This is a genomic window from Anaerobacterium chartisolvens (assembly GCF_003337415.1).
GTDB classification, from domain to species: domain Bacteria; phylum Bacillota; class Clostridia; order Acetivibrionales; family DSM-27016; genus Anaerobacterium; species Anaerobacterium chartisolvens.
This window is the reverse complement of the sequence record NZ_QPJT01000002.1, coordinates 113,186-135,145: the sequence shown is the minus strand read 5'-3', so window position 1 is coordinate 135,145 and position 21,960 is coordinate 113,186. Positions and strand designations below refer to the sequence as shown.

The 21,960-nt window shown below is 42.4% G+C and carries 24 protein-coding genes; all 24 read right to left on the bottom strand.

Going from position 1 to position 21,960, the window contains the following annotated elements:
* Positions 1 to 79 precede the first annotated feature (79 nt).
* The 24 genes from DFR58_RS02225 to ffh all read right to left on the bottom strand — a co-directional run bounded on the left by DFR58_RS02225 (position 80) and on the right by ffh (position 21,956).
* The gene (locus DFR58_RS02225; protein WP_114296177.1) at positions 80 to 1,390 is read right to left on the bottom strand and encodes an aspartate aminotransferase type Ic; all 1,311 of its coding nucleotides are present in this window, start codon (positions 1,388 to 1,390) and stop codon (positions 80 to 82) included.
* A gap of 213 nt (positions 1,391 to 1,603) precedes the next feature.
* On the bottom strand, positions 1,604 to 2,689 hold the full coding sequence (locus DFR58_RS02220) for an endonuclease/exonuclease/phosphatase family protein (RefSeq protein ID WP_114296176.1): 1,086 nt from the start codon (positions 2,687 to 2,689) through the stop codon (positions 1,604 to 1,606).
* 242 nt (positions 2,690 to 2,931) lie between these two features.
* Complete coding sequence (locus tag DFR58_RS02215) at positions 2,932 to 3,939, bottom strand: glycosyltransferase family 2 protein (RefSeq protein WP_114296175.1); 1,008 nt, start codon at positions 3,937 to 3,939, stop codon at positions 2,932 to 2,934.
* Positions 3,932 to 5,026: a radical SAM protein gene (locus DFR58_RS02210; protein WP_114296174.1), complete on the bottom strand. Its 1,095-nt coding sequence runs from the start codon at positions 5,024 to 5,026 to the stop codon at positions 3,932 to 3,934. Before DFR58_RS02210 ends, DFR58_RS02215 begins: the two co-directional genes overlap by 8 nt.
* A 5-nt stretch (positions 5,027 to 5,031) precedes the next feature.
* Positions 5,032 to 5,841 carry a glycosyltransferase family 2 protein gene (locus DFR58_RS02205; protein WP_114296173.1) on the bottom strand — a complete coding sequence of 270 codons (810 nt, stop codon included), beginning with the start codon at positions 5,839 to 5,841 and terminating at the stop codon, positions 5,032 to 5,034.
* 36 nt (positions 5,842 to 5,877) lie between these two features.
* Positions 5,878 to 7,293 (bottom strand): aspartate aminotransferase family protein, encoded by a 1,416-nt coding sequence (locus DFR58_RS02200; protein WP_114296172.1) that lies wholly within the window; start codon positions 7,291 to 7,293, stop codon positions 5,878 to 5,880.
* A 129-nt stretch (positions 7,294 to 7,422) separates the two neighbouring features.
* Positions 7,423 to 8,472, bottom strand: coding sequence for an NAD-dependent epimerase/dehydratase family protein (locus DFR58_RS02195; RefSeq protein ID WP_114296171.1), 1,050 nt, complete (start codon positions 8,470 to 8,472; stop codon positions 7,423 to 7,425).
* 61 nt (positions 8,473 to 8,533) lie between these two features.
* Complete coding sequence (locus DFR58_RS02190) at positions 8,534 to 9,847, bottom strand: lipopolysaccharide biosynthesis protein (RefSeq protein WP_170137999.1); 1,314 nt, start codon at positions 9,845 to 9,847, stop codon at positions 8,534 to 8,536.
* 256 nt (positions 9,848 to 10,103) lie between these two features.
* Positions 10,104 to 11,039, bottom strand: coding sequence for a decaprenyl-phosphate phosphoribosyltransferase (locus DFR58_RS02185; protein WP_114296169.1), 936 nt, complete (start codon positions 11,037 to 11,039; stop codon positions 10,104 to 10,106).
* A 188-nt stretch (positions 11,040 to 11,227) separates the two neighbouring features.
* Positions 11,228 to 11,857 (bottom strand): helix-turn-helix domain-containing protein, encoded by a 630-nt coding sequence (locus DFR58_RS02180; RefSeq protein ID WP_114296168.1) that lies wholly within the window; start codon positions 11,855 to 11,857, stop codon positions 11,228 to 11,230.
* Positions 11,808 to 12,017, bottom strand: a complete 210-nt coding sequence (locus DFR58_RS02175) for a hypothetical protein (protein ID WP_114296167.1) — start codon at positions 12,015 to 12,017, stop codon at positions 11,808 to 11,810. Before DFR58_RS02175 ends, DFR58_RS02180 begins: the two co-directional genes overlap by 50 nt.
* Before the next feature lie 133 nt (positions 12,018 to 12,150).
* On the bottom strand, positions 12,151 to 13,089 hold the full coding sequence (locus DFR58_RS02170; RefSeq protein WP_114296166.1) for a dipeptidase: 939 nt from the start codon (positions 13,087 to 13,089) through the stop codon (positions 12,151 to 12,153).
* A 16-nt stretch (positions 13,090 to 13,105) separates the two neighbouring features.
* Positions 13,106 to 13,468 (bottom strand): YraN family protein, encoded by a 363-nt coding sequence (locus DFR58_RS02165; RefSeq protein WP_114296165.1) that lies wholly within the window; start codon positions 13,466 to 13,468, stop codon positions 13,106 to 13,108.
* Positions 13,452 to 13,766 (bottom strand): EscU/YscU/HrcU family type III secretion system export apparatus switch protein, encoded by a 315-nt coding sequence (locus DFR58_RS02160; protein ID WP_242987357.1) that lies wholly within the window; start codon positions 13,764 to 13,766, stop codon positions 13,452 to 13,454. Before DFR58_RS02160 ends, DFR58_RS02165 begins: the two co-directional genes overlap by 17 nt.
* A 55-nt stretch (positions 13,767 to 13,821) precedes the next feature.
* Positions 13,822 to 15,489, bottom strand: a complete 1,668-nt coding sequence (locus DFR58_RS02155; RefSeq protein WP_114296164.1) for a flagellar hook-length control protein FliK — start codon at positions 15,487 to 15,489, stop codon at positions 13,822 to 13,824.
* 63 nt (positions 15,490 to 15,552) lie between these two features.
* Positions 15,553 to 16,326, bottom strand: coding sequence for a ribonuclease HII (locus DFR58_RS02150; RefSeq protein WP_114296163.1), 774 nt, complete (start codon positions 16,324 to 16,326; stop codon positions 15,553 to 15,555).
* A 2-nt stretch (positions 16,327 to 16,328) separates the two neighbouring features.
* Complete coding sequence (gene ylqF, locus DFR58_RS02145) at positions 16,329 to 17,198, bottom strand: ribosome biogenesis GTPase YlqF (RefSeq protein WP_114296162.1); 870 nt, start codon at positions 17,196 to 17,198, stop codon at positions 16,329 to 16,331.
* Positions 17,199 to 17,227: 29 nt separating this feature from the next.
* Positions 17,228 to 17,833 (bottom strand): signal peptidase I, encoded by a 606-nt coding sequence (gene lepB / locus DFR58_RS02140; protein WP_114296161.1) that lies wholly within the window; start codon positions 17,831 to 17,833, stop codon positions 17,228 to 17,230.
* Between the two features lie 70 nt (positions 17,834 to 17,903).
* Positions 17,904 to 18,263 carry a 50S ribosomal protein L19 gene (rplS, locus tag DFR58_RS02135; protein WP_114296160.1) on the bottom strand — a complete coding sequence of 120 codons (360 nt, stop codon included), beginning with the start codon at positions 18,261 to 18,263 and terminating at the stop codon, positions 17,904 to 17,906.
* 154 nt (positions 18,264 to 18,417) lie between these two features.
* Positions 18,418 to 19,116 carry a tRNA (guanosine(37)-N1)-methyltransferase TrmD gene (trmD, locus tag DFR58_RS02130; protein WP_114296159.1) on the bottom strand — a complete coding sequence of 233 codons (699 nt, stop codon included), beginning with the start codon at positions 19,114 to 19,116 and terminating at the stop codon, positions 18,418 to 18,420.
* Between the two features lie 127 nt (positions 19,117 to 19,243).
* Positions 19,244 to 19,747, bottom strand: coding sequence for a ribosome maturation factor RimM (rimM, locus tag DFR58_RS02125; protein WP_114296329.1), 504 nt, complete (start codon positions 19,745 to 19,747; stop codon positions 19,244 to 19,246).
* Between the two features lie 189 nt (positions 19,748 to 19,936).
* A complete protein-coding gene (locus DFR58_RS02120) occupies positions 19,937 to 20,167 on the bottom strand; it encodes a KH domain-containing protein (protein ID WP_114296158.1) in 231 nt (76 codons plus the stop codon).
* Positions 20,168 to 20,213: 46 nt separating this feature from the next.
* Complete coding sequence (rpsP, locus tag DFR58_RS02115) at positions 20,214 to 20,459, bottom strand: 30S ribosomal protein S16 (protein WP_114296157.1); 246 nt, start codon at positions 20,457 to 20,459, stop codon at positions 20,214 to 20,216.
* Positions 20,460 to 20,603: 144 nt separating this feature from the next.
* On the bottom strand, positions 20,604 to 21,956 hold the full coding sequence (gene ffh, locus DFR58_RS02110) for a signal recognition particle protein (RefSeq protein WP_114296156.1): 1,353 nt from the start codon (positions 21,954 to 21,956) through the stop codon (positions 20,604 to 20,606).
* Positions 21,957 to 21,960: the final 4 nt, after the last annotated feature.

The window sequence follows — 21,960 nt, the reverse complement described above, 5'->3', positions numbered from 1 at the left end:
CGCTGTCCGCTCAGGATGACGGTCAAGTGGCAAACTTCGAAAATTTTAAATACGATTGCCCTGTTATCCAAACAAGCCTCTATGCGATTTCTATGCCTTGTGCGCCCGCCGCCTGAAGCTTCCTCTTAGCGCTTACCAGCTTTATGCATATGCACAAAATTTCTATCGCGCTCTTTAAATCCTCAAGGGAGGGATATGTCGGAGCTATGCGAATATTCCTGTCTCTGGGGTCCTTTCCGTAAGGGAAGGTATCCCCGACGTTTGTCAGAGTAACCCCTGCCTTGCCGGCCATGTCGTACACCTCTCCCGCACACCCGTCAAGAGTGTTCAGGCTTATAAAATAGCCTCCCCGCGGCTTATTCCACCATGCAATATCCCTTCCTCCCAGCTCTTTTTCCAATATGTCGAGCACCGCATCGAATTTGGGCTTTATTATTGCGCTGTGCTTTTTCATATGCTGCTTTATATCATCAAGGCTTTTAAAGTATGCCGTATGCCTGAGCTGGTTTATCTTGTCGGGGCCTATTGTCTGCTTGGACAGCTGCTTCCTTATAAAATTAATGTTGTCCTCACTTGCGGCCATTGCCGCTACACCGGCTCCCGGGAAGCTTATTTTTGAGGTGGAGGCAAATATAAATGCCCTATCGGGATTCCCCGCTTCCTTGCACGCCTCAAGCAGGTTCTTCAGCTTATCCCCTTCGTCCTCTAAATGATGGACTATATACGCATTATCCCAGAATATTCTGAAATCATCCGCCTTTGTCTCCATTTTCGCCAGCCTGTCAACCACTTCATCGCAAAAGGTTATTCCGTCAGGATTACTGTATTTTGGGACACACCATATTCCCTTGATTGCTTTGTCCTTTGAAACAAGCTCCTCCACCGCATCCATATCAGGCCCATCTTCTGTCATATCGACATTTATCATTTCAATATTCATAAGCTGGCATATCCCGAAATGACGGTCGTACCCCGGCACGGGGCATAAAAACTTCACCTTCGGAAGCTTTGACCATGGCGTCTTCCCTCCGCAGACTCCCAAAAGCATTGCGCGCGCAACGGCATCATGCATCATATTCAGGCTTGAATTTCCGCCTATAATAACCTCTTTAGTGCTTACCTCAAGCATTTCGGCAAATATTGCCTTCATTTCAGGCAAGCCGTCAATACCCCCGTAGTTTCGGCAGTCGGTTCCGTCAGATGCCTTGCAGGTATCGGTGCTGAGCGGAAAGTCAAGAATTCCCGCCGAGAGGTCAAGCTGCTCCGGACATGGCTTTCCGCGGGACATATCAAGCTTAAGCCCCAGATCCTTAAACTGCTTGTACCTGCCCTCAAGCTCTGATATATACTCCTGCATTTGTGAAATGTCAAATGACTCTAACTCCTTCATTTTTACAATGCCCCCATTTATATGTTATTAAAATATTCCCCGCCTTAAGTTTACAATGTATCCTATGAAATTAATTTTAATACATCATATTAACTTTTGCAAGTTTACGCTTATAAATATGCAAATATTTTTTACTTTGAGGTCATTTGAAACTTTTATGGGAGTCTTTATGAAGGTTTGATGCTCCAAAACTACATTTTGAAGTATTCAATATCATATATTAAGTCTCAAAACAATTTTCAGTCCATCATGATCCGAAAGCCCCTGGTGATAAATGCCTTTATATTCCTTAATCTGTATGTTTGTATTATCACGCGGTATGAATGCATAGTCAAACCTCCAGAATTTTAATCCCTTAAAGTTAAATGTAAGAGGAATAAGCTCATCCGAGTATTTAACGGCATCTGTGTTATCTTTCGTAAGCATGTCCATAACCCCCATTGCTTTGGTGGAATTGAAGTCTCCCGATATAAAATAAGGCATAGACGTATTTTCAATATCCCTCCTCAGGTTGTCAAATCCTATCCGCCTTGCAGCATACCTCCTTTCCATAGTCTCATAGAAATGCCGCGTAAATGGGTTTACAGGTTCTATATGGAGCAGCATATGAACATTAAAAAACCGCACTGCTCTGCCGTAGATTTCAATATCATTTACCGAGTATTGGTCAGAATAATCAGCATGAGAGGCTTGTATCGGAAAACGCGAGATAACGACAAATTGCTTATTGACCGCCAGATAATATCCCGGAAATTCCTTCCTCATTCTTTCAGTGTCGTCAATTTCCAAATAGGCAGGAGGAAAGCCCGGGACGGCGGAGCAAATATTAAAAAGCCTCGATTTGTCGATCCCCGGGCTTTGGGGATCTATGGAGCCATATAAGTATTCCTGAAGAATATATATATCGGCATCCTGTTTTTTTAAAAAGCGATACAGCTCATCCTTGTCCTTATTTTGATCCCAGCACTCAGTATTCCAGTTGAATATTTTTATTTCCTTATAAATATCCGAGGCTGCGTTGCCGCCCTTCTGCCGGAAAAGATTAATATCAAGCTGCGTAAATCCCATAACCAGTGATATTGCCGCCATAAACAGCGCAAGCACATTTTTTTTCTTCCCCAGCACCTCACAGACAAGAAACGCTAGCGGAATTATTACAAAAAAGAATGTGGGTATGCTTCCAAAAAAGCTCCATAAAAATACTTTGCCTGTAAGCATCACATGAAAAAACATGAATATAAGCCACAGCACTGACAGAATTCTTAGTGTGGAGCCAAAAGGATTTTTTATTTTATGCATTTGCAATTTTCCTCTTTCCTGTATATTTAGCAATAAAGATTTTACATGGAGGATATAACTTGATGGAAGAAATTTTTTTGACCCGTAAGGAATACATCTAAGAAAAGCGCCTGATGACATACCCGTGAGACATTTCCCCGCAAGGCGTCTTTTCGTTGCTATTAAAAATTTCTGTAAGCAATTATATCCTCCATGTTTGTAAAATCTTTATTGCATCCTATATATATAAATATAAATAAGCTCTAATATTTATGCTTCAGCAAATAATAGTCCAGTATACCCCCCGCAAAGCCTAGAATCATGCTCCATACATAAAGAGCAAAAAGGCCCATGGAGGCAAGCATAAATAAGAAGCTTTTTTCTTTGCACATAAATAAGAAATATTTCTTATTGCATAAAAAAATCATCAGAATTAAAAGCAGAAAAACGGCAGGAGCTATTTTTGCACTTACAAATACCAGCAGCATTGACGGTATCAATAAAAACACCATAAGCATGGAAAATATCATTAAAACGGGCAAAGAACCCGCAGTATCACTCTTAACCAGCCCGCGCTTCCTGTTCCTTGTCCTGAGCATTAATTTAACTACCCCGAAGGCTTTTCTTAAGTCCGTCCTGAACAAACTTGCGGAGGTATAGTGCTTTCTATGTATAAACGGGATATCCTTATCTAAAATAATCCTGTAGCCCATTGCCCAAATTCTGTTGGAAAGATCCCAGTCCTCCCCCGCAAGAATCCTTATGTTTTCATCAAAGCCCGATACCGAATCAAAAACCTTCTTTTTTATCGCAACGCAGCTTCCGTCAAATACATGCACTTCCTTATTCATAACCATTCTGGTATACCGAAGGTGCAGATTTTTATAGTTGGAGGCGGCCTCCTTAAAGGGATGGTCCGAAGAATATATTCCCACTATCGCGTCGGCGTTGTTTTCTCTAAAGGAAGCCTGTATCTTTTCTATTGTATCGGCCATAATTACCACATCTGAGTCAATAAACAAAAGGATATTCCCTCCCGCATGTTTAGCCCCCTCATTCCTTGCCACAGCCGCTCCCCTGTTTTTTTCCATGCAAATCAGCTTTACATCCCGGTATTTTTTTATAAGCTCAACAGTTCCGTCACCGGAAAAATCGTCCACACAGATTATTTCATAGTTTGCGGAGGTGGATTTTTTTATTGAATCAAGGCAATATTGTATTACCTTTTCCGCATTGTAGCATGGTATAATAACCGAAAAAAAATTATCCATGTTTCATCTCCTTCCCTGACACCAGTCTTATGCAATTGCCCAAAAGAGGAGGAATAAATCTGAAATTGGAAATAATGTTTATACTCCAGGCACACTCAAAGCTGCACGAGCATTTTGTTTTTCTAATCAGCTTACGGAATTCATCCGACCTTTGGTTTTTCCACAGCACTAAAAAATCCATGTCATAGTCTCTCAGATTTCCAAGCTTAAAGCTTAACATTTCACATGGGTGAACCTCTCCGTTGGCATAAATAATCCCGAACAGGCTTGCCGCAGAACAGTTAACCACAAAATTTCTTTTAAGATATACCCCGGGAAGCAGCCTCTCTAAAACAATATTTTTTGAGTTCATAACGGTGCCCTGAAGGGTACTGCCAAACCCTTTTGTGCTTTTTGCGAGCTGATCCTCATGTATTTTGCGGGTAAGTGCCATATAAGAATCGAGAATGGCCTCCTTATTCTTTATTTTTGCCTTTCCGGCCTCCCTCATTAATATGGAAACAACCGCCCCTACTCCCATTTCCTTTAAACGCGAATACACCTCAAGCACCCTGTCATAATTGGTGTCGGTGACTGTAATAGCTATGTTTGCTATAAGGCTTTTGTTGTTGTATGCCTCAATTGCCCTATATGTCTCAATGGCTTTATCAAAAAGCCCGGGTACTCCCCTGTTTTTATCATGCTCCTCTGCAATTCCGTCTATTGATATTGAAAAAATAACCTTTCCCTTTATACCCGAAGCTGTAAACCGATCCGCAAAGCTTTTAATCCGTGAGGTGTAGGTGCCGTTTGTGGTTATAAACAGGGATTTTATAGATGTATTTCTGAAATAGATTTGGGCTATCTCAAAAATATCCTCTCTTAAAAAAGGCTCTCCTCCTGTAAGGTTAATATTAAACAGGCTTTTTCCCAGCTTTTTTGACAGCCTTTCTATCTCCTCAAGCGTCAGCTCGTTTTTAAACATTTCGGGGTTGTCAAAATCAATAAAGCAGTGGCTGCAGGAGGCATTGCATTTATTGGTTATAAAATGAATGAGACTGAAGGGCTGTCTTTTTAAAAAATATGAATTTAAAAATAGTCTTATCATAAATATCACCCGTACATAAAAATACTTAATGCCTTCATTATAAATCTTGACATTCTGTCATCTTCAATTTTTTTCATAAAGTAACTGAAATTTCTCCAGTATTCAATTTTCTGCTTCCCAGTGTCAACAGGGTGCAGCAAATGGTAGTTCACTATGGAATAATCCCTTACCGCCCTCAGCCCATTTCTCGACAGCCTGTACCCTAAGTCTACGTCTTCAACCCCCCATCCTGAAAAATTTTCATCAAACATTCCTGTCTTAAGCAGCTCATTCCTTGGCACCGAAGAATTGCCTGTGGTAAAGGTAACACGCTCAATAGCCTGCCCCAGTATGGCTCTTGCCGCTTTTTTCATAACATTGTACCTTTCTTTAACAGAGTTCTTCCTCATTTGCTCCAACACCTGACGGCTAAAGCCTGTCTTGCATATCTCCAAAAGCTTCTCTTCAGAATAATGTATTTCCGCCCTTTCGCCTATAACCATATATCTCCCGTTTTTATGCCTGTTTATGTGTTTTGTCACAAAGCCGGCGCAGGGAATCCTGTCGTCATCCAAGAAAATCACTATCTCTCCGCATGCCCGCAGTATCCCTGAATTTCTTGCCCTTGCCCTCCCTACATTGCTGTCATGTATTACTGTTATGGTTTTATACGGCAATTTTATGTCATTAAACCTTTTAACAACCTCATCACTGCACCCGTCAAAAACGATCACAACCTCTACCGCATCATTGATCTGACCCTCCAATGCCTTTAGAACCAAATGCAGCCTTGACAGCTTGTCCCTTGTAGGAATGACAATACTCGCCTCTTTCATCCATGTCCCTCCCCGTCCATAATTACGGCAATGCTTTTACCCGAAATACCTTTTGATATATTTTTTAGCTATCTCTATGAGGTTCATATTCAGAACGTCATCCAGAGCCTCTATAAAGCGATCTATCTCCTCCGTGCTTATCACGAGAGGGGGAGATATCAGCAACTGATTGGTGTCATGCGGAGGCGTTTGAATAAGTATATGATGTCTTTCATACAGCTCTGTTATAATCCCCCCCGTCGTTAATTTTGCAAACATCTCCTCAGGGACGCCGGGGATCAGCTTTGCAAGCTTATACGCTACGTTTTCAAAGCGTACGCACAGCAGCAGCCCCACTCCGTTAACATACTGTACGATGGAATGCTTTTGCTGTACTTCCTTAAGCCTTTGCAAAAAGTACTCTCCTTTTTCGGCTGCCCCCTCAACCAGCCTCTCCTCTATAAGTATGTTGATTGCCTCAATGGCCGATACCACCTCTTCCCCATAGCCATTATAGGTTGATGAGTGCAGAGCGGCCTCGTTTATTCTCCCATATGCCCTCTGGAAAATATCCTGCCTTGCGATGTATGCGGCAAAGGTGCCCTTTCCTCCTCCGAAAGCCTTTGAAAAGGTGCATATATCGGGACTTATTCCATGATGCTCAAAGGCAAACATTTTTCCCGTGCGCCCAAACCCTGAGTAAACCTCATCCATAATCAGCACCACATCATACCTGTCGCATATCTCCCTTACCCTTCGAAAATATCCCTCAGGAGGTATAACCACTCCCTCTGTGCGTATCGCCTCCACTATAAATGCACAAACCTTCGATTTAGTCATTCTTCCTTTATTCTGGGCAATAACCCTTTCTAATGCCTCGGCATCTCCGTATGGAATCTCAACGCATCCCGGAAGAAGCTTAAAGTGCTTATTCTGGTGCTTTTCCGAGCCTGAAACCGATAACGTGGCATGGGTTTTACCATGGAAGGAAATATCGGTATATACTATAATATCTCTCCCGATCCCTCCATATTTCTCAGCCATTTTTAATGCGCCTTCGTTAGCCTCTGCCCCGCTGTTGCAAAAAAACACAACCTCCAAGTCCTCAGGAAATATCTGCGCCAGGTTATTACATAACACAGCCTGATAGGGTGAGGGATGAAATTTCCAAAACTCTAGCTGCTCCTGCTCCGCCCACTCCCTTCTGGCCTTCAGCACCCTTGGATGGTTATGCCCGATATTCATTACACCCAGATGCCCCGACATATCAAGAATCTCCGTTCCATCCTTAAGGTAAAGCCTTGTGCCTCTGGCACGCACCGGCGGCGATTGCGCAAAGCCCAGCATATTAAGCAGCTTTCCCAGATTGGGATTGATGTGCTTTTTAAACAGGTATAGCGTTTCCTTTGGAGTCAGCCTCTCCGCATCCTCTATAGTCAGCAGTCTTTGTTGTGTTTTATGTACCGTAAGCATGTTATTCTCCTCCCAGCTTATATAAATTAGAATACAAACTATCTAAAAAGGATGTAAAATAATATCCGGAGGATATTATTTTACATCCTCCGTTATCGGATATGCAAAAGCCTAAACCATATAGCGTATTTAGAAAAAATATTTTGCATACTTTACAATTCCCCTGTTCCAGACAGCATTATTTCCGGCTCCTGCTTTATAATCCCTTTTACCCGCATTTTCTAAATACCAGTGATAATTTCTTATTAAAGCCTCACGATTAGAATACAAAGGAGAGTATCCTAATTTCTCTCTGGCTTTATCAATGGAAACATAATAATCTCTGTTTAATTTCATATAGAGCCTTTTATAAAAGGGAGAAAGCTTTAATTTTTCCAGAATATTAAGAGCGGCCAGCATAGGCAGAGCTGGAAGGCAAATAATTTTCCTTTTATATCCGGCTTCATCCAATACCGCCTGATAGTCCTCCTTAATAGTGGAAAACTCCGCGGCGCCTATGTTAAACAGGTCATTGGCCTTTTCCCGCTCCGCCGACATGGCAAGGTAAATGGCCTGGCAGAGATCCTCCACCGCAAGCAGCTGATACTTGTTATTCCCCGACCCCAGCATAGGGAAGCCCCTTCCTTCACTGGCCCATTCGTATAAAATCCCGAAGGTTCCCAGTCTTTGCGGCCCTATAAAGGATCTGGGCCTTAATATGCTGACGCATTTTCCCCTCTTTCTCCACTGGCCGCATATCTTTTCAGCCTCTATCTTACCCTTGTTATAAGCGTCATAAGGCTTAACCTCATCGCTCTCATAAACGGGAACCTTTTCCGGAACTCCGTATACCGACGTGGAGGATATGTAAATAAACCTTTCAACATTTCCGCGGCTAAATGCACATTCCAGCAAATTTGCCGTACCGTTGATTATTATGTCATATATCTCCTTTTCCTGATACGAAGGGGAGGCTGAAGCACAATGAACCACAATATCAATTCCCTTAATAATCCTGTTAACCTCTCCCCTGTTCCTTATATCTCCGCTATAAGCCTTAAAGCGGGAATACAGCCTCATATCCTGCGCTATGTCAAAAAGCACAAGCTCATATAAATCACTGTACCCGGCCTCGAGATACTCAACTAAATTTTTCCCCAGAACCCCGCTGCTTCCCGTTATTAGTACCTTTTTCTTCATCCCTTCACCCCGCTCACATATTTTAAACGAACCCTTTTGCCAAAAAAATTATATTATTGCATTATCCTTTTACAATAGGACTCATGGCGCTGATATTATATTTTAAGTACAGTCGTTTTATTGTCAGAATGAACATACCTATAAGCACCAACTGAGCTATAAGTGACGATACCATAGCTCCCGTTATGCCGAAGCTTTTTGTAATCCAGACAGTAGCCGCCAGCAGTAGCGGCAGTGGCACGCCCACAACCCACAGGCAAAGCACCGCACCCCTTTTTCCCTCTACTGTAAATGCAGAATTCAGCATCCAGTAAATTGAATGAAATCCTGTGCTTATCGAAACTATTCCTATATATAGCCAATTGAATTCATATGTGCCTCCATACATGAAATACATAACAATGCTGAAGGCTGCGTTGGCAAGCACCGAAAAAGGAAGCAGCAAGGGAATAAGACCTATAATTTTTCTATATACCTTCATTTTGTCAATTTCCGCAATAGTGGGAAGGAACACCACAGCAAAAACCTCATGGAACATTATGTTAAAAAAGTTCCTCACATTAGTATGGTAAAGTGAGTAAAGGCCAACGTCATATGCTGAGCAGTAATGGCCGACAATAAAAATGTCGGTGGAAAATAAAGCATACGATAAAATCCAGCTAACCATGTTTATTGCGCCATAGCTGTAAATAAGCCTGACTGCTTTCATAGAAAAGCCCATTCTCTCTATTTTTATATCTCTAAATGCCAATATTGCAAACACACACTGGTTTATTATCATTGCAATGACAAAGTAATAAAAGCTTTTCATTATGAAGCCGCATACCAGCACAATAGCAAAGAAGAACAAAGACCCCACCATTTTCAGGCAGCTTAGTCGAAAGAACATTTTTTGAGATCTAAGCACCGACTCCATTACCATTGAGAAGTTTAACGCTGCCGCGAATATAATGCTCAGCACCCACTTATCGGTTGAAAAGCCGGTTATTTTACAAAACAGTTCCGACGCTGAGATATAGGCAAGCACTAAAAGCGCTGTGACAGATATGTTAGCTAAAAAGGCAGAGACTATAAACTCATTTCTTTCCTTAATGCCGCACTGAGGAAGATATTTTATTATAGAGTAGTTTATGCCCGATACAATAGGGATAACAAGTAAATATCCCGCATTCTGAACCATTGTAATATCTCCCATAGCCGCCACACCTATATATCGCACCGTCAACGCAATGCTTACCATGTTTAAGGCCGCGGTTGTGAACCTGAAAATAAATACAACTCCAAGGCTGCTGAAGAATTTTTTGATATTTCCGTCGCTTATTAAAATTACAACCCTTTGACTGATGCTTTTCACAAGCTGCTGTGTCATACCCATAAACCCGCCCGTACCTTTCTTTTGCTGTATGTGTAGCGATAAAGATTTTACATGGAGGATATAACTTGCTGGAAGAAATTTTTTTGACCCGTAAGGAATACATCTAAGAAAAGCGCCTGATGACATACCCGTGAGACATTTCCCCGCAAGGCGTCTTGAAGACTCTTAGAGTCTTACGTTGCTATTAAAAATTTCTGTAAGCAATTATATCCTCCATGTTTGTAAAATCTTTATCGCATCCTATATGCATATGCCTTTACACTTTGAGAGCTATACTGTATAAAAAGTATATTAATCCCCATAACAACACCGTAAAAATAATGCCCTTGTCCTTAAGCAATACCAACTCAGGGCTTTCACCATAATTCTTTTTCACTGTAAGCTGCTCATATCTCAATATACCGTACATGACAACAGGGACAGTAATGAGCATATATTGGGCACTCATTTCATGCCATATATGGAGTATATACGAGACCACAGTACATGCCATTATCATAGGTATAGCGGCATCTATAAACTCAATGGAGTATTCACCCAAGGCCTTCCTGTGCTTATGCGGGCAATCCTGCATAGAAAGCATCTCTTTTTTCCTCTTATTCAGTCCCAGAAAAAATGTCAGAAAGGCTACGCTTAATAAAAACCATACATATATATTTGCGTTTAGTACTGCTACTCCCGAAATGTATCTTAGAACAAAGCCTGTTGAAATTATTATTAAATCCACGAGAAAAAGCTCTTTTAGCTTAAACGAATATAACAAGTTTAAAATAAAATAGGCAATAATAATTGCGCCCAGCTTGCTGTTAAACCCAAAGGACGGCAAAATAACCGAGGTGCTTAATATAAACACAAGTATAACAGCATTCTTTACACTTATTTTCCCTTTTGGAATGGGTCTGTTTCTTTTGACAGGGTGCAGCATGTCCCTTTTAGCATCCACAATGTCGTTTATGATGTAGACACAGCTCGAAATACCGCAGAACATCACAAAGGCAAAAATTGATTTCATTACCGCACTGAGGCTGAAAGCTCCGTTATAAAATAACAGCCCCGAAAATACAAATATGTTTTTTGACCACTGGCGGGGACGCAGCAATTGTACAAAGCATACAAGGCTGTCGGGTATGGTGGGATGAACCCCCTCCTTGCTATCCTTACGATCTCTATATAAAACATTTTCCTTGTTCATTTAAGCATCAACATCCTCTTATTTTTTATACTTTTATTTGTAAATATTTGAATTATTATGTTGTTTATAAGTATAATGTAAGAGAATTTAAACATCTACTGCATTAATGTACAGTTAATATAAAATAACAGGCATACTGGATCATGCTCCAGTATGCCTGTTATTTTATATTCAAATATATTCTTATTCTAAGCATCAATATCATTTAAGGATATAAGTCTGAGCTTAAGTGCTGTAACCACTGCCTGTAAGGCACTTTCCACTTTTAATTTTCTGAATATATTGGTTTTGTGATATCTGATAGTTCCAACATTTATCCCCATTTTTAATGCAACCAGCATATCTGTATCACCTCTTGCAATCATTTTTAAAACACCGAGCTGTCTGGGGGTAAGACCAATGCCGCCGTTAATTGCAATGGCATAGTTTTTTTTCATATTTTTAGTTTCATTTGAAATTTTATAGGCAAGTAATTTTGTTATTAAAATAAATTCATTTGTTAAATGCTCTGTAGAGAACAAAGAAAGATATCCCTCGGTATTTTTATCAATTATCAGAAGCTCCGAGAATATATGCCATTTCTTTAAGAAAAGGCAATAGTGCTGGTGCGGAAGGGTGTAAATACTGCTTTTAAGCCTCATTGCCAGTGCTATGGAATTGGTGCCGGAAGCAGACTCGTCAAGACATACTCCTATATGGATAGATGAGCTGTCCGAGTACTCTAAAAGCCTCTTGCTTCCTTTTTTTCTTAGTACAACCCCGGTAGAATCAAGCAGTGCGAAAAATTTTTTGATTCTTAAAACAGTTTTTAATGTCATCGGTTACTCTCTCAAACACCGACACCAATGCTTGGTTTTTTGCATCAAGGCTTTCTGTACGTTGTTTCATATCCTTTGGGATATTTTCGGTGGAGAGATTTTTAGCCATGCATCTTTGCCAGGATAAAAGGACCTCATTGGCCAGCCTAGAATCATTCATAAGTCTTATATACCTCCATATTATTAGTTTAATTTGAATTATTATACATTATGGGACAAACTAATTCAATTGAATCATAGTGTATAATAATCCATATCGGAGGCAGAAGAAAAAAGAGGGGAACCTATTTCCTTTACCCTAAAACCTGCTGTATCACCCTCATGAAGTTGGCTCCTGCAAGCTTTTCTATGCTTTGCTGCGTGTAATTTAAGCGGGCAAGCTCGTTAAATACTTTTATCATATCCTGTATCCCGTCTATCCCGTCCGGCACAAGCTCTATGCCGTCAAAGTCCGCGCCTATTCCTATGCTGTCCTCTCCCGCCAGTGATGCAATATGCTCTATATGTCTTATTATGTCAGCCATACCTGCACTGCCGGAATCATTGAGAAATACGGGATAAAGGTTTATACCCATAACCCCTCCGTTACGCTTCACCTCTAAAATCTGATCATCCCGGAGGTTTCGCCTGTGCCGGCATATCCCCCTTGCATTGGAGTGGGATACTATAACGGGAGACTGCGTTATATCCATCACATCCCAGAATCCCTTTTCAGATATGTGAGACAAATCTACCAGCATACCCAAGCTGTTCATTTCGCCGACTACTCTTCTTCCGAAGGGCGTAAGCCCTCCACCCGAGTCCTCGTCAGCCACCCCGTCGGCAATCTCATTCCTGTGGTTCCAGGTAAGGCATATGCTTCTCACCCCAAGCCTGTAAAACATTCTCAGGGCCGACAGCTCACCCTGCAGCGCGTCTCCTCCCTCTATCGAAAGCAGCGCGGCGGCCTTGCCTTGTGCAAACGCAGCCTCAATATCCCCATAATTCAAGCATGGGGTTATATAGCTCTTATTTATATTAATTTGCTCATAGTATTTGTCTATAATTTGAACAGCCCTTCTCATTGCGTAGGCCTGCCCGAATTCAGGCGACACAAAGGCGGCAAAGAATTGCAGGTGTTTGGCGTACCAAGACATTCTTTCAATATCAATATGGCATGTGTTTTTAAAAAGCTCCTCGCCCGTATCCATTATTCTTGTTACGGTGTCACAGTGTGCATCCACAAATATCATACCGGCCTTGCCCCCGTCAGAATGCGTTTTTTATAATATTTATGCTGTTACCCGAGGCTTGAATTAATACCTCTACAACATCAAACCTCACATCACAGTCCATAAGATTATGACTCTTCAAATATACATATGCAAGTCTTCTTATGTTATTCCTCTTTTTAAAACCGACAGCCTCGGATGGCATTCCGAAAAGAGTGTTTCTTCTCGTCTTAACCTCTATAAAGCAAATGTAGCCCGACTCCCTCGCTATTATGTCCAGCTCACCCAGCTTGCCTGCCCTGTAGTTTCTGTCAAGTATACTGTAGTTATTCCTGCCGAGGTAATCGGCGGCTATTTCCTCCCCCATCCTGCCAAGGCCGCACCTATTTATACTTTCCATATTTATCTCCGTACCCTCTGTCTATTGTGCTTACGAACACAAGTATTTCCGCGATGACCTCATACAGCTCCGCAGGTATCTCGTCACCTAAGCTTAAGGTGTTAAGCGTCTCCGCAAGCCCGGCATTCTCATAGACAGGGACATTATTTTCTTTTGCCTTTTCCAGTATCCTCTCGGCTATTTCTCCACTGCCCAGAGCCACAATCCTGGGCGATTGATCCTCTTCGGGGACATATTTTAAGGCGGCAACCTGTTTGGGCCTTTTTGCCTTATCACGGCTCATTTTTTCAGTGCTCATTCTAACCCCTCTATGCATTCAGCCCTGCTTTAAAAAATAAAAGCTTGCAACAAATTCACAGTCTAAAATCTATAGACCCTTTGTTTAATTCCAATTCGCGTCCCGCCACCCTTTCGGCATTCATAAGATGCGGGTCCTCCTCTGTTTTACGCACCTTGAAGTCTACCAGCTTAAAGCCCTTTTCGCAGAGCCTCTCATATAAATCCTTATGGTAGCCCTTTATAAAGTCGATTACCCTTTCGTCACTTGCCCTTACACTCAGCGTAATATTTTTTTTATTTACGCCTATAAGCGAGTCTATTTTGCCTATATTCTCAGTGTTCAGAGACACAAGCATTGTAACGTTGTCAGGATCAATGCGCTTCCTTTTAGGATCCCTTTTAAGCACGTACAGCTCTCCCGTAGCAGTACCTCCCGGCATACTCACGGGTATCTGTATGTATGTTGTGCAGTTGTTGAGCTGGTTCATAAACCTTATATTGTTTTCAATATTGTCTATGCGGCTTGCTATTTCATTTTTTTGCATAAGCCCTGAAAGCCCCGCAGCATCTTTAAGCACATCCAGCTTTGCAAGCAGCTCCCTGTACAGCTTTTTTACATTTATCTCTCCCTTAAGCCCATCGGGTTCAATTTTTACAGCCAGCCTTTCAAAGGACTGTCTTATAATTTCTCTCCCCTCATCCGGCTTAATACCACCTCCGGTCTTATCACCGGCATGGCCTTGAAGCTCTTTATTCTGCGCTCCGGCTTTCCTCAAGGCGTTAAGCACCGACACAAGGCTGTCCTTCAGCACGCCTGCCCTTTCAAGCGTTGAAGCCTCCGCCCCGCGAGTGCCTTCCATAAGCTTATCAAGACTGCTTATTGTTTTTTCCAGCACACTTTGGTTTACATTCCGGCTCTGCCCGACTGCCGCCTTTACCTTATCCATAAGCTTTATTAACGCCTCGCTGCTCGGCCCCTGGCCTTTGCCCGTCTGAGGCGCTTCCCTCTCAAGCCCGAGGTTAAGGGCATTCATAAGCAAGTCGGCGTTGGAAGCCTTGGCAGAGGCATTTTTTGCCTGTACCGCCGCGTGAATCCCCTGCTTGTCTAAGCTAATCAGCCGGTCTGCAATATCCTTTATTATATTGTCATCCTTAATATTGTCTATTTGCACAAGCAGCTCTCTTACACTGCCGGATATCTTAACCTGTAAATCGGTGAGCTGCTTTAAAGCGTTAATGTTCTTTTCCTCTATCCCCAGCTTATTTGCTATCAGGAATGCTGCCTTAGCGGCATTGACATCCTTAAACCGCATAAGTGCATCGGTTATTTTTTCAAAGGTTTCCTTGTTGAGGCTAAGATTGTTGGACTGTATTTCTTTTGCTATCTCCATATTTCTGGCGCTGGCAGGAAGTCCAAGATCTTTAATGACAGCCTTAAGCCCGGCGGTCTGGTCTGCTTTCACCGTCTCGCCGTTTTTTAGCTGCTCCAGTATAAGCTGGTTGTCATTTTTGCCTTTAACGGCAAGCTCGATAAATTCTCCCGGCTTTGCGTCGATATTCTCGCTTCCGCCTGCCACTGAGGCAGATATTTCAGAACCGTCAAAAAGCTTAAGCAAAAGGTCACTAGAGGTCATGTCCAGTATCTGGGCCCTGACGATATCGCCTGTATTTAAGCGTTCAAGTATTTTGGAAAGAACCGCCGCATTTATACCGTGGCCTTGTACTAATGTATCTACCCTCATAACTAACTCCCCTTTAGGCAAAAGCTTTTTTAAAGCATATACAATAAAGCTTTTACATATATATCAGCCCACAAAATTCTTTGTGAAGCTTATTCTATGTATCGGACAAATTCCGAATTTTTTTATAGCCTCTATATGCTCGCGCGTGCCGTATCCCTTATGCTTTGAAAAGCCGTACTGGGGATAATCCCTGTCCATTCCGTCTATAATCCTGTCTCTTGTAACCTTTGCAAGAATAGATGCCGCCGCAATCGACATGCTCAGGCAATCTCCCTTTATAAGGGCCCTCATCCCCATGCCGTCAGCCTTAAGCTCCACCGCATCTATAAGGAGAAAATCGGGAGCGGGCTTAAGTGCCTCCACAGCAAGCCCCATTGCCTTTTTTGTGGCGTTTAAAATGTTAATTTCGTCAATGCATTTCTCGTCGGCAATACCTATTCCATAGCAAACAGCCTTTTCTTTAATTATATCAAACAAAGCGTCTCTCTTAGCAGCCGAAACCTGCTTGGAATCGTTTATGCCCTCTATCATCGCATTTTCCGGCAGTATCACGGCAGCCGCCACAACAGGGCCTGCCAGAGGGCCTCTTCCCGCCTCGTCAATGCCTGCCACCAGCTTAAAGCCCCTGCTTGCCGCTTCATCTTCATAAGCCCGCATTTTTCTAAGTCTGTCAAGCTCTTTTTCATGGGCCTCTTTTTTTCTCAGATATTTTATTAAAAGCTTTTCAAGCCTCATGTTCCCGTTTTGGCGCAAGTCTTCTATGTATTGCACGGCATCATCAGGCGTCATATGCCTTATCTTCTCTTCAACATACTTAACTGTAAATTTATCAGACATGCCTATATCCCCTGTTTTATAATTTCCCCAGGCGTTTCCAGACTGATGCTTCCAATCCTTCCTCCCCTGAATTCATCCAGTACAATAGCGGATATCCTCGAAAAGTCTATTTGTCCCCCCGATATAATGCAGCCTCTTCTTCTCCCTGCCATTTCCAGAAGCTCAAGCCCCGTCTTATCCTCCAACGGCTCCAGCTTAAACCTGCCCTTAAGGTTTTCCGGGTATACTTGGGCAAGCCTTTCAAGCAGAGAAGCCGCAAGCTCTATAGTATCAATTATATCATCCTTAATGGCACCTGTAAAAGCCAAATTCATGCCCACCCTTTTGTCCTCAAACTTAGGCCATAAAATGCCCGGGGTGTCTAAAAGCTCTATTTGCTCATTAATCCTTATCCACTGCTTTCCGCGCGTAACTCCCGGCCTGTCACCGGTTGCGGCACTGGCCTTTCCTGCGATCCTGTTTATAAAGGAGGACTTTCCTACATTTGGTATCCCTACAACCATGGTCCTGATTGGGCGGGAAATGCGTCCCTTTTGCTTCTCCCTCTCTATCTTTTCCCGCATAATTTCACGCAGTCTTGACTTCAGCTCATTTATTCCCCTGCCCTTTACTGAATCAATAAAAATATTGGTATAGCCATTTAAGCCATACCATTTGCTCCACTCCGACGACACTGCCTGATCGGCAAGATCAGACTTGTTGAGCGCAATGAGCCGTGGCTTGCCCTTAATCAATTCATCTATCTCGGGGTTCTTGCTGCTTACGGGAATCCGGGCATCCAGCAGCTCTATAACTACGTCTATCAGCTTCAGATTTTCCGAAACAAGCCTTCTTGTCTTTGCCATATGTCCCGGAAACCATTGTATATTCATTATCTTCCTCCATTTTTCTTTCTCGGCCCTTACTTCAAATTATCGTATAAAGTTCCCCAATCCTTAAAGGGAAATATCCTGTAAACAGCCTTTCCCCTTATCCTGTCAAAGTCTATCAGTCCGATTTGCCTGCTGTCGCTGCTGTATTCCCTGTTATCTCCCAGAACAAATACCTTTTTCTCAGGTATCGTTATGGGAAAAACCATTCCGTTAGGAGCCGTGACTCCCTTCACATAAGGCTCCTTCAGCCTTTCGCCGTTGACGTATACGTACCCGTCGCCGTTTATATCCACTACATCCCCCGGAATTGCTATAACCCTCTTTATGTAATCTACTTCATCAGGATCGGGGAAGGGCAGATACTTAAACATGCCCTGCTTATACTCAAGAATGATTATGTCGCGTCTTTCAGGCGGACTGAAATAATAACCGAGCTTGTATATTATGAGCCTCTGATTATTGTGAAGAGTATTATCCATAGAGCTTCCCTCCACCATAGCCTGCTCAAAAATAAAGCCCCTTATTAAAAACGCAAGGACAACGGCAATAAGTATTGCCTGCACCCACTCCATTACTTCCCTAAGACCGCTCCTTTTATCCCTTTTTCCGCTTGCCACAGGTTCATTCAAATCCATAATATCAACTACCTATCTTTATATTTATATAACAAAAGGGACACTAATATTGTCCCTTTTGTTATATATGTTATTGTTTTGATTTAACATCCAGCTTTTCCTTGACCTTTGCAGCCTTGCCCACTCTGTCACGCAGGTAGTACAGCTTGGCTCTCCTTACCTTACCTTTTCTTATAACCTCAATATGTCCGATTTTAGGAGAATGCACCGGCAGAATTCTTTCAACACCTACGCCGTAAGAAATTCTTCTTACAGTAAAGGTCTCTTTCAGACCCGAACCCTTAATAGCTATTACAGTGCCTTCAAAAATCTGAAGTCTTTCCCTCGTTCCCTCTTTGACCTTTATGTGAACCTTAACATAATCACCGATTTCCAGCTTTGGCATATCAGTTCTAATCTGTTCCTGTTCTATAGCCCTTATTATATCCATTTATATTCCTCCTCTCTTTCCTGAACGTTCTTGCACTCGATATATACAGTACAGAGGACCGTCCGTAATACACACGCAGAGTATTATATCATAAATACCTATAGATGTAAATAACTTTTTCCGTCTTTACCAAAATTACAGACCGCCTAAAAAGCTATGAATTGGAATCCATAAATTTGCGGTATAAATCGGGACGCTTTGTGCGCGTTCTCTCTATGGACTGCTTCCGCCTCCAATTTTCAATGTTGGCGTGGTGCCCCGACATAAGAACGTCCGGCACAGTCTTTCCGTTAAACTCATATGGCCTTGTATATTGAGGGTACTCAAGCAATCCGTTGCAGTGGGACTCCTCGACACAGGAGGCCTCGTTTGAAAGCACCCCCGGTACAAGCCTGCTTATGCAGTCGATCATAACCATTGCGGCAAGCTCTCCGCCTGTCAGGACATAGTCGCCTATTGAAATTTCCTCATCCACTATCTCCTCTATTATCCTCTCATCTATTCCCTCATAGTGGCCGCAAAGGAGAATCAGGTGTTCCTCACGCTTTAGCTCCTCGGCCCTGCTCTGATTAAAGCAGGCTCCCTGCGGGCTTAAGTATATCACCCTGGGCCTGTAGGGAAGATCACCGATGACATGTCTGTAAGCATCATAAATGGGCTGTGATGTCATTACCATACCATTACCGCCGCCGTAAGGATAATCGTCGGTTTTTTTGTGCTTGTCCTTTGAAAAATCCCTTATGTTTATTGCGTTTACTTGTATTATGCCGCTTTCCCTTGCCCGCCCTATTATGCTCTCACCCATGACGGCGGAAAATATACCCGGAAAAAGCGTAAGCACATCAAATCTCATTAGAAAATCCTCTCAATATGCCGAAAGGCGTTTTAAAACCCCTTGCACTCTTTGTTGATTATGGCATCAGTTGGGGCGGAACGCCGCAAACGGAATGCCGCAAACGGAACGCCACGGGGGGCGTTCCCTACAAGCCGTCGGGCAGCTCTACCTCTATAATTCTATCTTCTATAGAAACTCTCTTGACCACGCTTTTTAAGGCAGGTATGAGAAGCTCCTTGTTGTTTTCGTCCCTTACAATGTATACATCATTGCTCCCCGTTTTTAATACGTTACTTAAAATGCCTAGCTTTTTTCCCTCTTCATCATAAACACCACAGCCTATAAGATCACAGATATAGTAGCTCTGGGGGGGAAGCTTTACGGCATTTTCCCTGTCAATGACAATATACGTATCTTTAAGTCTTTGCGCATCGTCTATGCTGTCAATATTCTTCAGCTTTAACAGAACGAGATTTTTTGAATACCTGACACTGTCAATGTCATATTGCTTGTTAGTCCCCTCTGTTTCAATAAAAATACTTTTTAAGTCTTTAAATCTCTCGGGATTATCAGTCAAGGGTATTACCTTAACCTCTCCCCTTACACCATGCGTGTTGCAGATCTTTCCTACCTGCAAATATTCATGCATCCATTCCACCTGCCCGGCTGCAACTATATATGTAGCGATAAAGATTTTACATGGAGGATATAAGCTATTAAAAATTTCTGCAAGCAATTATATCCTCTATGTTTGTAAAATCTTTATCGCGTCCTATATAGTTAAATTATTCGGGGACACTTTAGGAGTGCCCCCTTTAGAACAACGAATTGTTAAGCATTATTGCATTATTTCTACAACCACTCTTTTGTCGTCCTTTATTGCCGCAGCTTTTACCACCGTTCTGATTGCCTTGGCAATTCTGCCCTGCTTTCCTATAACCTTTCCCATGTCCTCTTTTGAAACCTTTAATTCAAGGATAAGGGATCTCTCGCCTTCAACCTCATTTACCGATACCTCGTCAGGATAATCAACCAATGCTTTCGCAATAGCTTCGAGAAGTTCTTTCATAATTAATTACCTCCCGTCAATCAGTGTACTTATAAAATTTATCATTTTATTGTATCACTCCGACCTTCTTAAGTAAAGATTTTACAGTATCTGTAGGCTGCGCTCCATTTTTAAGCCATGTAGAGGCTTTCTCTCCGTCTATGTTGATGACGGAAGGGTTAGCTATGGGATTATAAGTACCTATTTCCTCTATGAATCTTCCGTCTCTCGGATACCGGGAGTCGGCAACAACCACTCTGTAAAAAGGCGCCTTTTTAGCTCCGATTCTTTTCAATCTTATTTTAACTGCCATTGTTTTCACCCCTTTCTTAGTTCTCATGGACAGCTTACAATTTGTAAATTGACAATTATAAACGCCCGAATTATTAATTTTATATTAATAGCGGAGGGATAGCACAAGCTTTAAGTCTCTGTTATCCAAACCGGCTACCATATTTTATCCTATCGGAAAATTGAATTTCCCAAGCTTCTTTTTTCCATGCTTATTCATGTCGCTCATCATTTTAAACATTTTCTTCATTTCCTCAAAGCTCTTAAGCAGCTTGTTCACTTCCTGAACAGATGTCCCGCTCCCGGCGGCAATCCTTTTTCTTCTGCTGCCGTTAATAATTGAGGAATCATTTCTCTCCTGTCTGGTCATGGATTTTATTATGGCCTCGGTTCTGGCAAGATTCTTTTCCTCTCCGTCTATGTCAACTCCCTGCAAAGCCTTGGCATTCATACCCGGAATCATGTTCAATACCTGACTTAAAGGGCCCATCTTTTTTACCTGCTGCATTTGCTCAAGAAAATCGTCAAAGGTAAACTGCATTGTACGCATTTTCTTTTCCATTTCTATGGCCTTTTTCTCGTCAAAAGCATCCTGCGCCTTTTCAATCAGGCTTAATACATCGCCCATTCCCAGTATTCTAGAAACCATCCTGTCAGGGAAAAAGGGCTCGAGATCACTGAGCTTTTCTCCCATACCTACAAACTTTATCGGCTTTCCCGTTACCGCCTTTGTAGAAATGGCGGCACCGCCTCTTGTATCACCGTCAAGCTTGGTAAGCACCATTCCGTCCACCCCAAGCTTCTTATTGAAGCTGTCGGCAACGTTTACGGCATCCTGTCCTGTCATTGAGTCTACTACCAAAAGAATTTCATGAGGCTTAACGGAATTTTTTATGTTAAGCAGCTCATCCATAAGCCCCTCGTCTATATGAAGGCGTCCCGCAGTATCTATTATTACCAGATCATGCTGCTTTGAAGCGGCATGTTCTATTGAAGCTTTTGCAATATCAACGGGGCTTAAGCTGTCGCCCATTGAAAAAACAGGTATTCCAAGCTGGTTTCCCACAACCTGAAGCTGCTTTATGGCTGCGGGCCTGTATACGTCACATGCGACAAGAAGAGGATTTTTGCCCTGCTTTCGCATAAGGTTTGCCAGCTTCCCGGAGGTTGTTGTCTTACCCGAGCCCTGAAGCCCTACCATCATAAACACCGTGGGGGGCCTTGAAGAAAAGGATACCTTGCTCTGCTCCCTCCCCATCAAATCTATCAGCTCATCGTTTACAATTTTTATAACCTGCTGCCCCGGAGTGAGGCTTTCCAGCACATCCTGCCCCACAGCCCTTTCCGAAACCTTTGCTATAAAGTCCTTTACCACCTTAAAATTCACATCGGCCTCAAGAAGAGCAAGCTTTATCTCCCGCATCATTTCCTTTACATCTTTTTCAGTCACCCGACCCTTGCCCCGGAGCTTTTTCATAGTCTCCTGAAGCTTCTCGGACAAGCCTTCAAATACAGCCATATTA

Bases quoted from the DNA above. Each gene is read 5' to 3' on its own strand.
- DFR58_RS02225 (WP_114296177.1), bottom strand. From the start codon at position 1,390: ATGAAGGAGTTAGAGTCATTTGACATTTCACAAATGCAGGAGTATATA.
- DFR58_RS02220 (WP_114296176.1), bottom strand. From the start codon at position 2,689: ATGCATAAAATAAAAAATCCTTTTGGCTCCACACTAAGAATTCTGTCA.
- DFR58_RS02215 (WP_114296175.1), bottom strand. From the start codon at position 3,939: ATGGATAATTTTTTTTCGGTTATTATACCATGCTACAATGCGGAAAAG.
- DFR58_RS02210 (WP_114296174.1), bottom strand. From the start codon at position 5,026: ATGATAAGACTATTTTTAAATTCATATTTTTTAAAAAGACAGCCCTTC.
- DFR58_RS02205 (WP_114296173.1), bottom strand. From the start codon at position 5,841: ATGAAAGAGGCGAGTATTGTCATTCCTACAAGGGACAAGCTGTCAAGG.
- DFR58_RS02200 (WP_114296172.1), bottom strand. From the start codon at position 7,293: ATGCTTACGGTACATAAAACACAACAAAGACTGCTGACTATAGAGGAT.
- DFR58_RS02195 (WP_114296171.1), bottom strand. From the start codon at position 8,472: ATGAAGAAAAAGGTACTAATAACGGGAAGCAGCGGGGTTCTGGGGAAA.
- DFR58_RS02190 (WP_170137999.1), bottom strand. From the start codon at position 9,847: ATGGGTATGACACAGCAGCTTGTGAAAAGCATCAGTCAAAGGGTTGTA.
- DFR58_RS02185 (WP_114296169.1), bottom strand. From the start codon at position 11,039: ATGAACAAGGAAAATGTTTTATATAGAGATCGTAAGGATAGCAAGGAG.
- DFR58_RS02180 (WP_114296168.1), bottom strand. From the start codon at position 11,857: ATGACATTAAAAACTGTTTTAAGAATCAAAAAATTTTTCGCACTGCTT.
- DFR58_RS02175 (WP_114296167.1), bottom strand. From the start codon at position 12,017: ATGAATGATTCTAGGCTGGCCAATGAGGTCCTTTTATCCTGGCAAAGA.
- DFR58_RS02170 (WP_114296166.1), bottom strand. From the start codon at position 13,089: ATGATATTTGTGGATGCACACTGTGACACCGTAACAAGAATAATGGAT.
- DFR58_RS02165 (WP_114296165.1), bottom strand. From the start codon at position 13,468: ATGGAAAGTATAAATAGGTGCGGCCTTGGCAGGATGGGGGAGGAAATA.
- DFR58_RS02160 (WP_242987357.1), bottom strand. From the start codon at position 13,766: ATGAGCACTGAAAAAATGAGCCGTGATAAGGCAAAAAGGCCCAAACAG.
- DFR58_RS02155 (WP_114296164.1), bottom strand. From the start codon at position 15,489: ATGAGGGTAGATACATTAGTACAAGGCCACGGTATAAATGCGGCGGTT.
- DFR58_RS02150 (WP_114296163.1), bottom strand. From the start codon at position 16,326: ATGTCTGATAAATTTACAGTTAAGTATGTTGAAGAGAAGATAAGGCAT.
- ylqF (WP_114296162.1), bottom strand. From the start codon at position 17,198: ATGAATATACAATGGTTTCCGGGACATATGGCAAAGACAAGAAGGCTT.
- lepB (WP_114296161.1), bottom strand. From the start codon at position 17,833: ATGGATTTGAATGAACCTGTGGCAAGCGGAAAAAGGGATAAAAGGAGC.
- rplS (WP_114296160.1), bottom strand. From the start codon at position 18,263: ATGGATATAATAAGGGCTATAGAACAGGAACAGATTAGAACTGATATG.
- trmD (WP_114296159.1), bottom strand. From the start codon at position 19,116: ATGAGATTTGATGTGCTTACGCTTTTTCCGGGTATATTTTCCGCCGTC.
- rimM (WP_114296329.1), bottom strand. From the start codon at position 19,747: ATGCATGAATATTTGCAGGTAGGAAAGATCTGCAACACGCATGGTGTA.
- DFR58_RS02120 (WP_114296158.1), bottom strand. From the start codon at position 20,167: ATGAAAGAACTTCTCGAAGCTATTGCGAAAGCATTGGTTGATTATCCT.
- rpsP (WP_114296157.1), bottom strand. From the start codon at position 20,459: ATGGCAGTTAAAATAAGATTGAAAAGAATCGGAGCTAAAAAGGCGCCT.
- ffh (WP_114296156.1), bottom strand. From the start codon at position 21,956: ATGGCTGTATTTGAAGGCTTGTCCGAGAAGCTTCAGGAGACTATGAAA.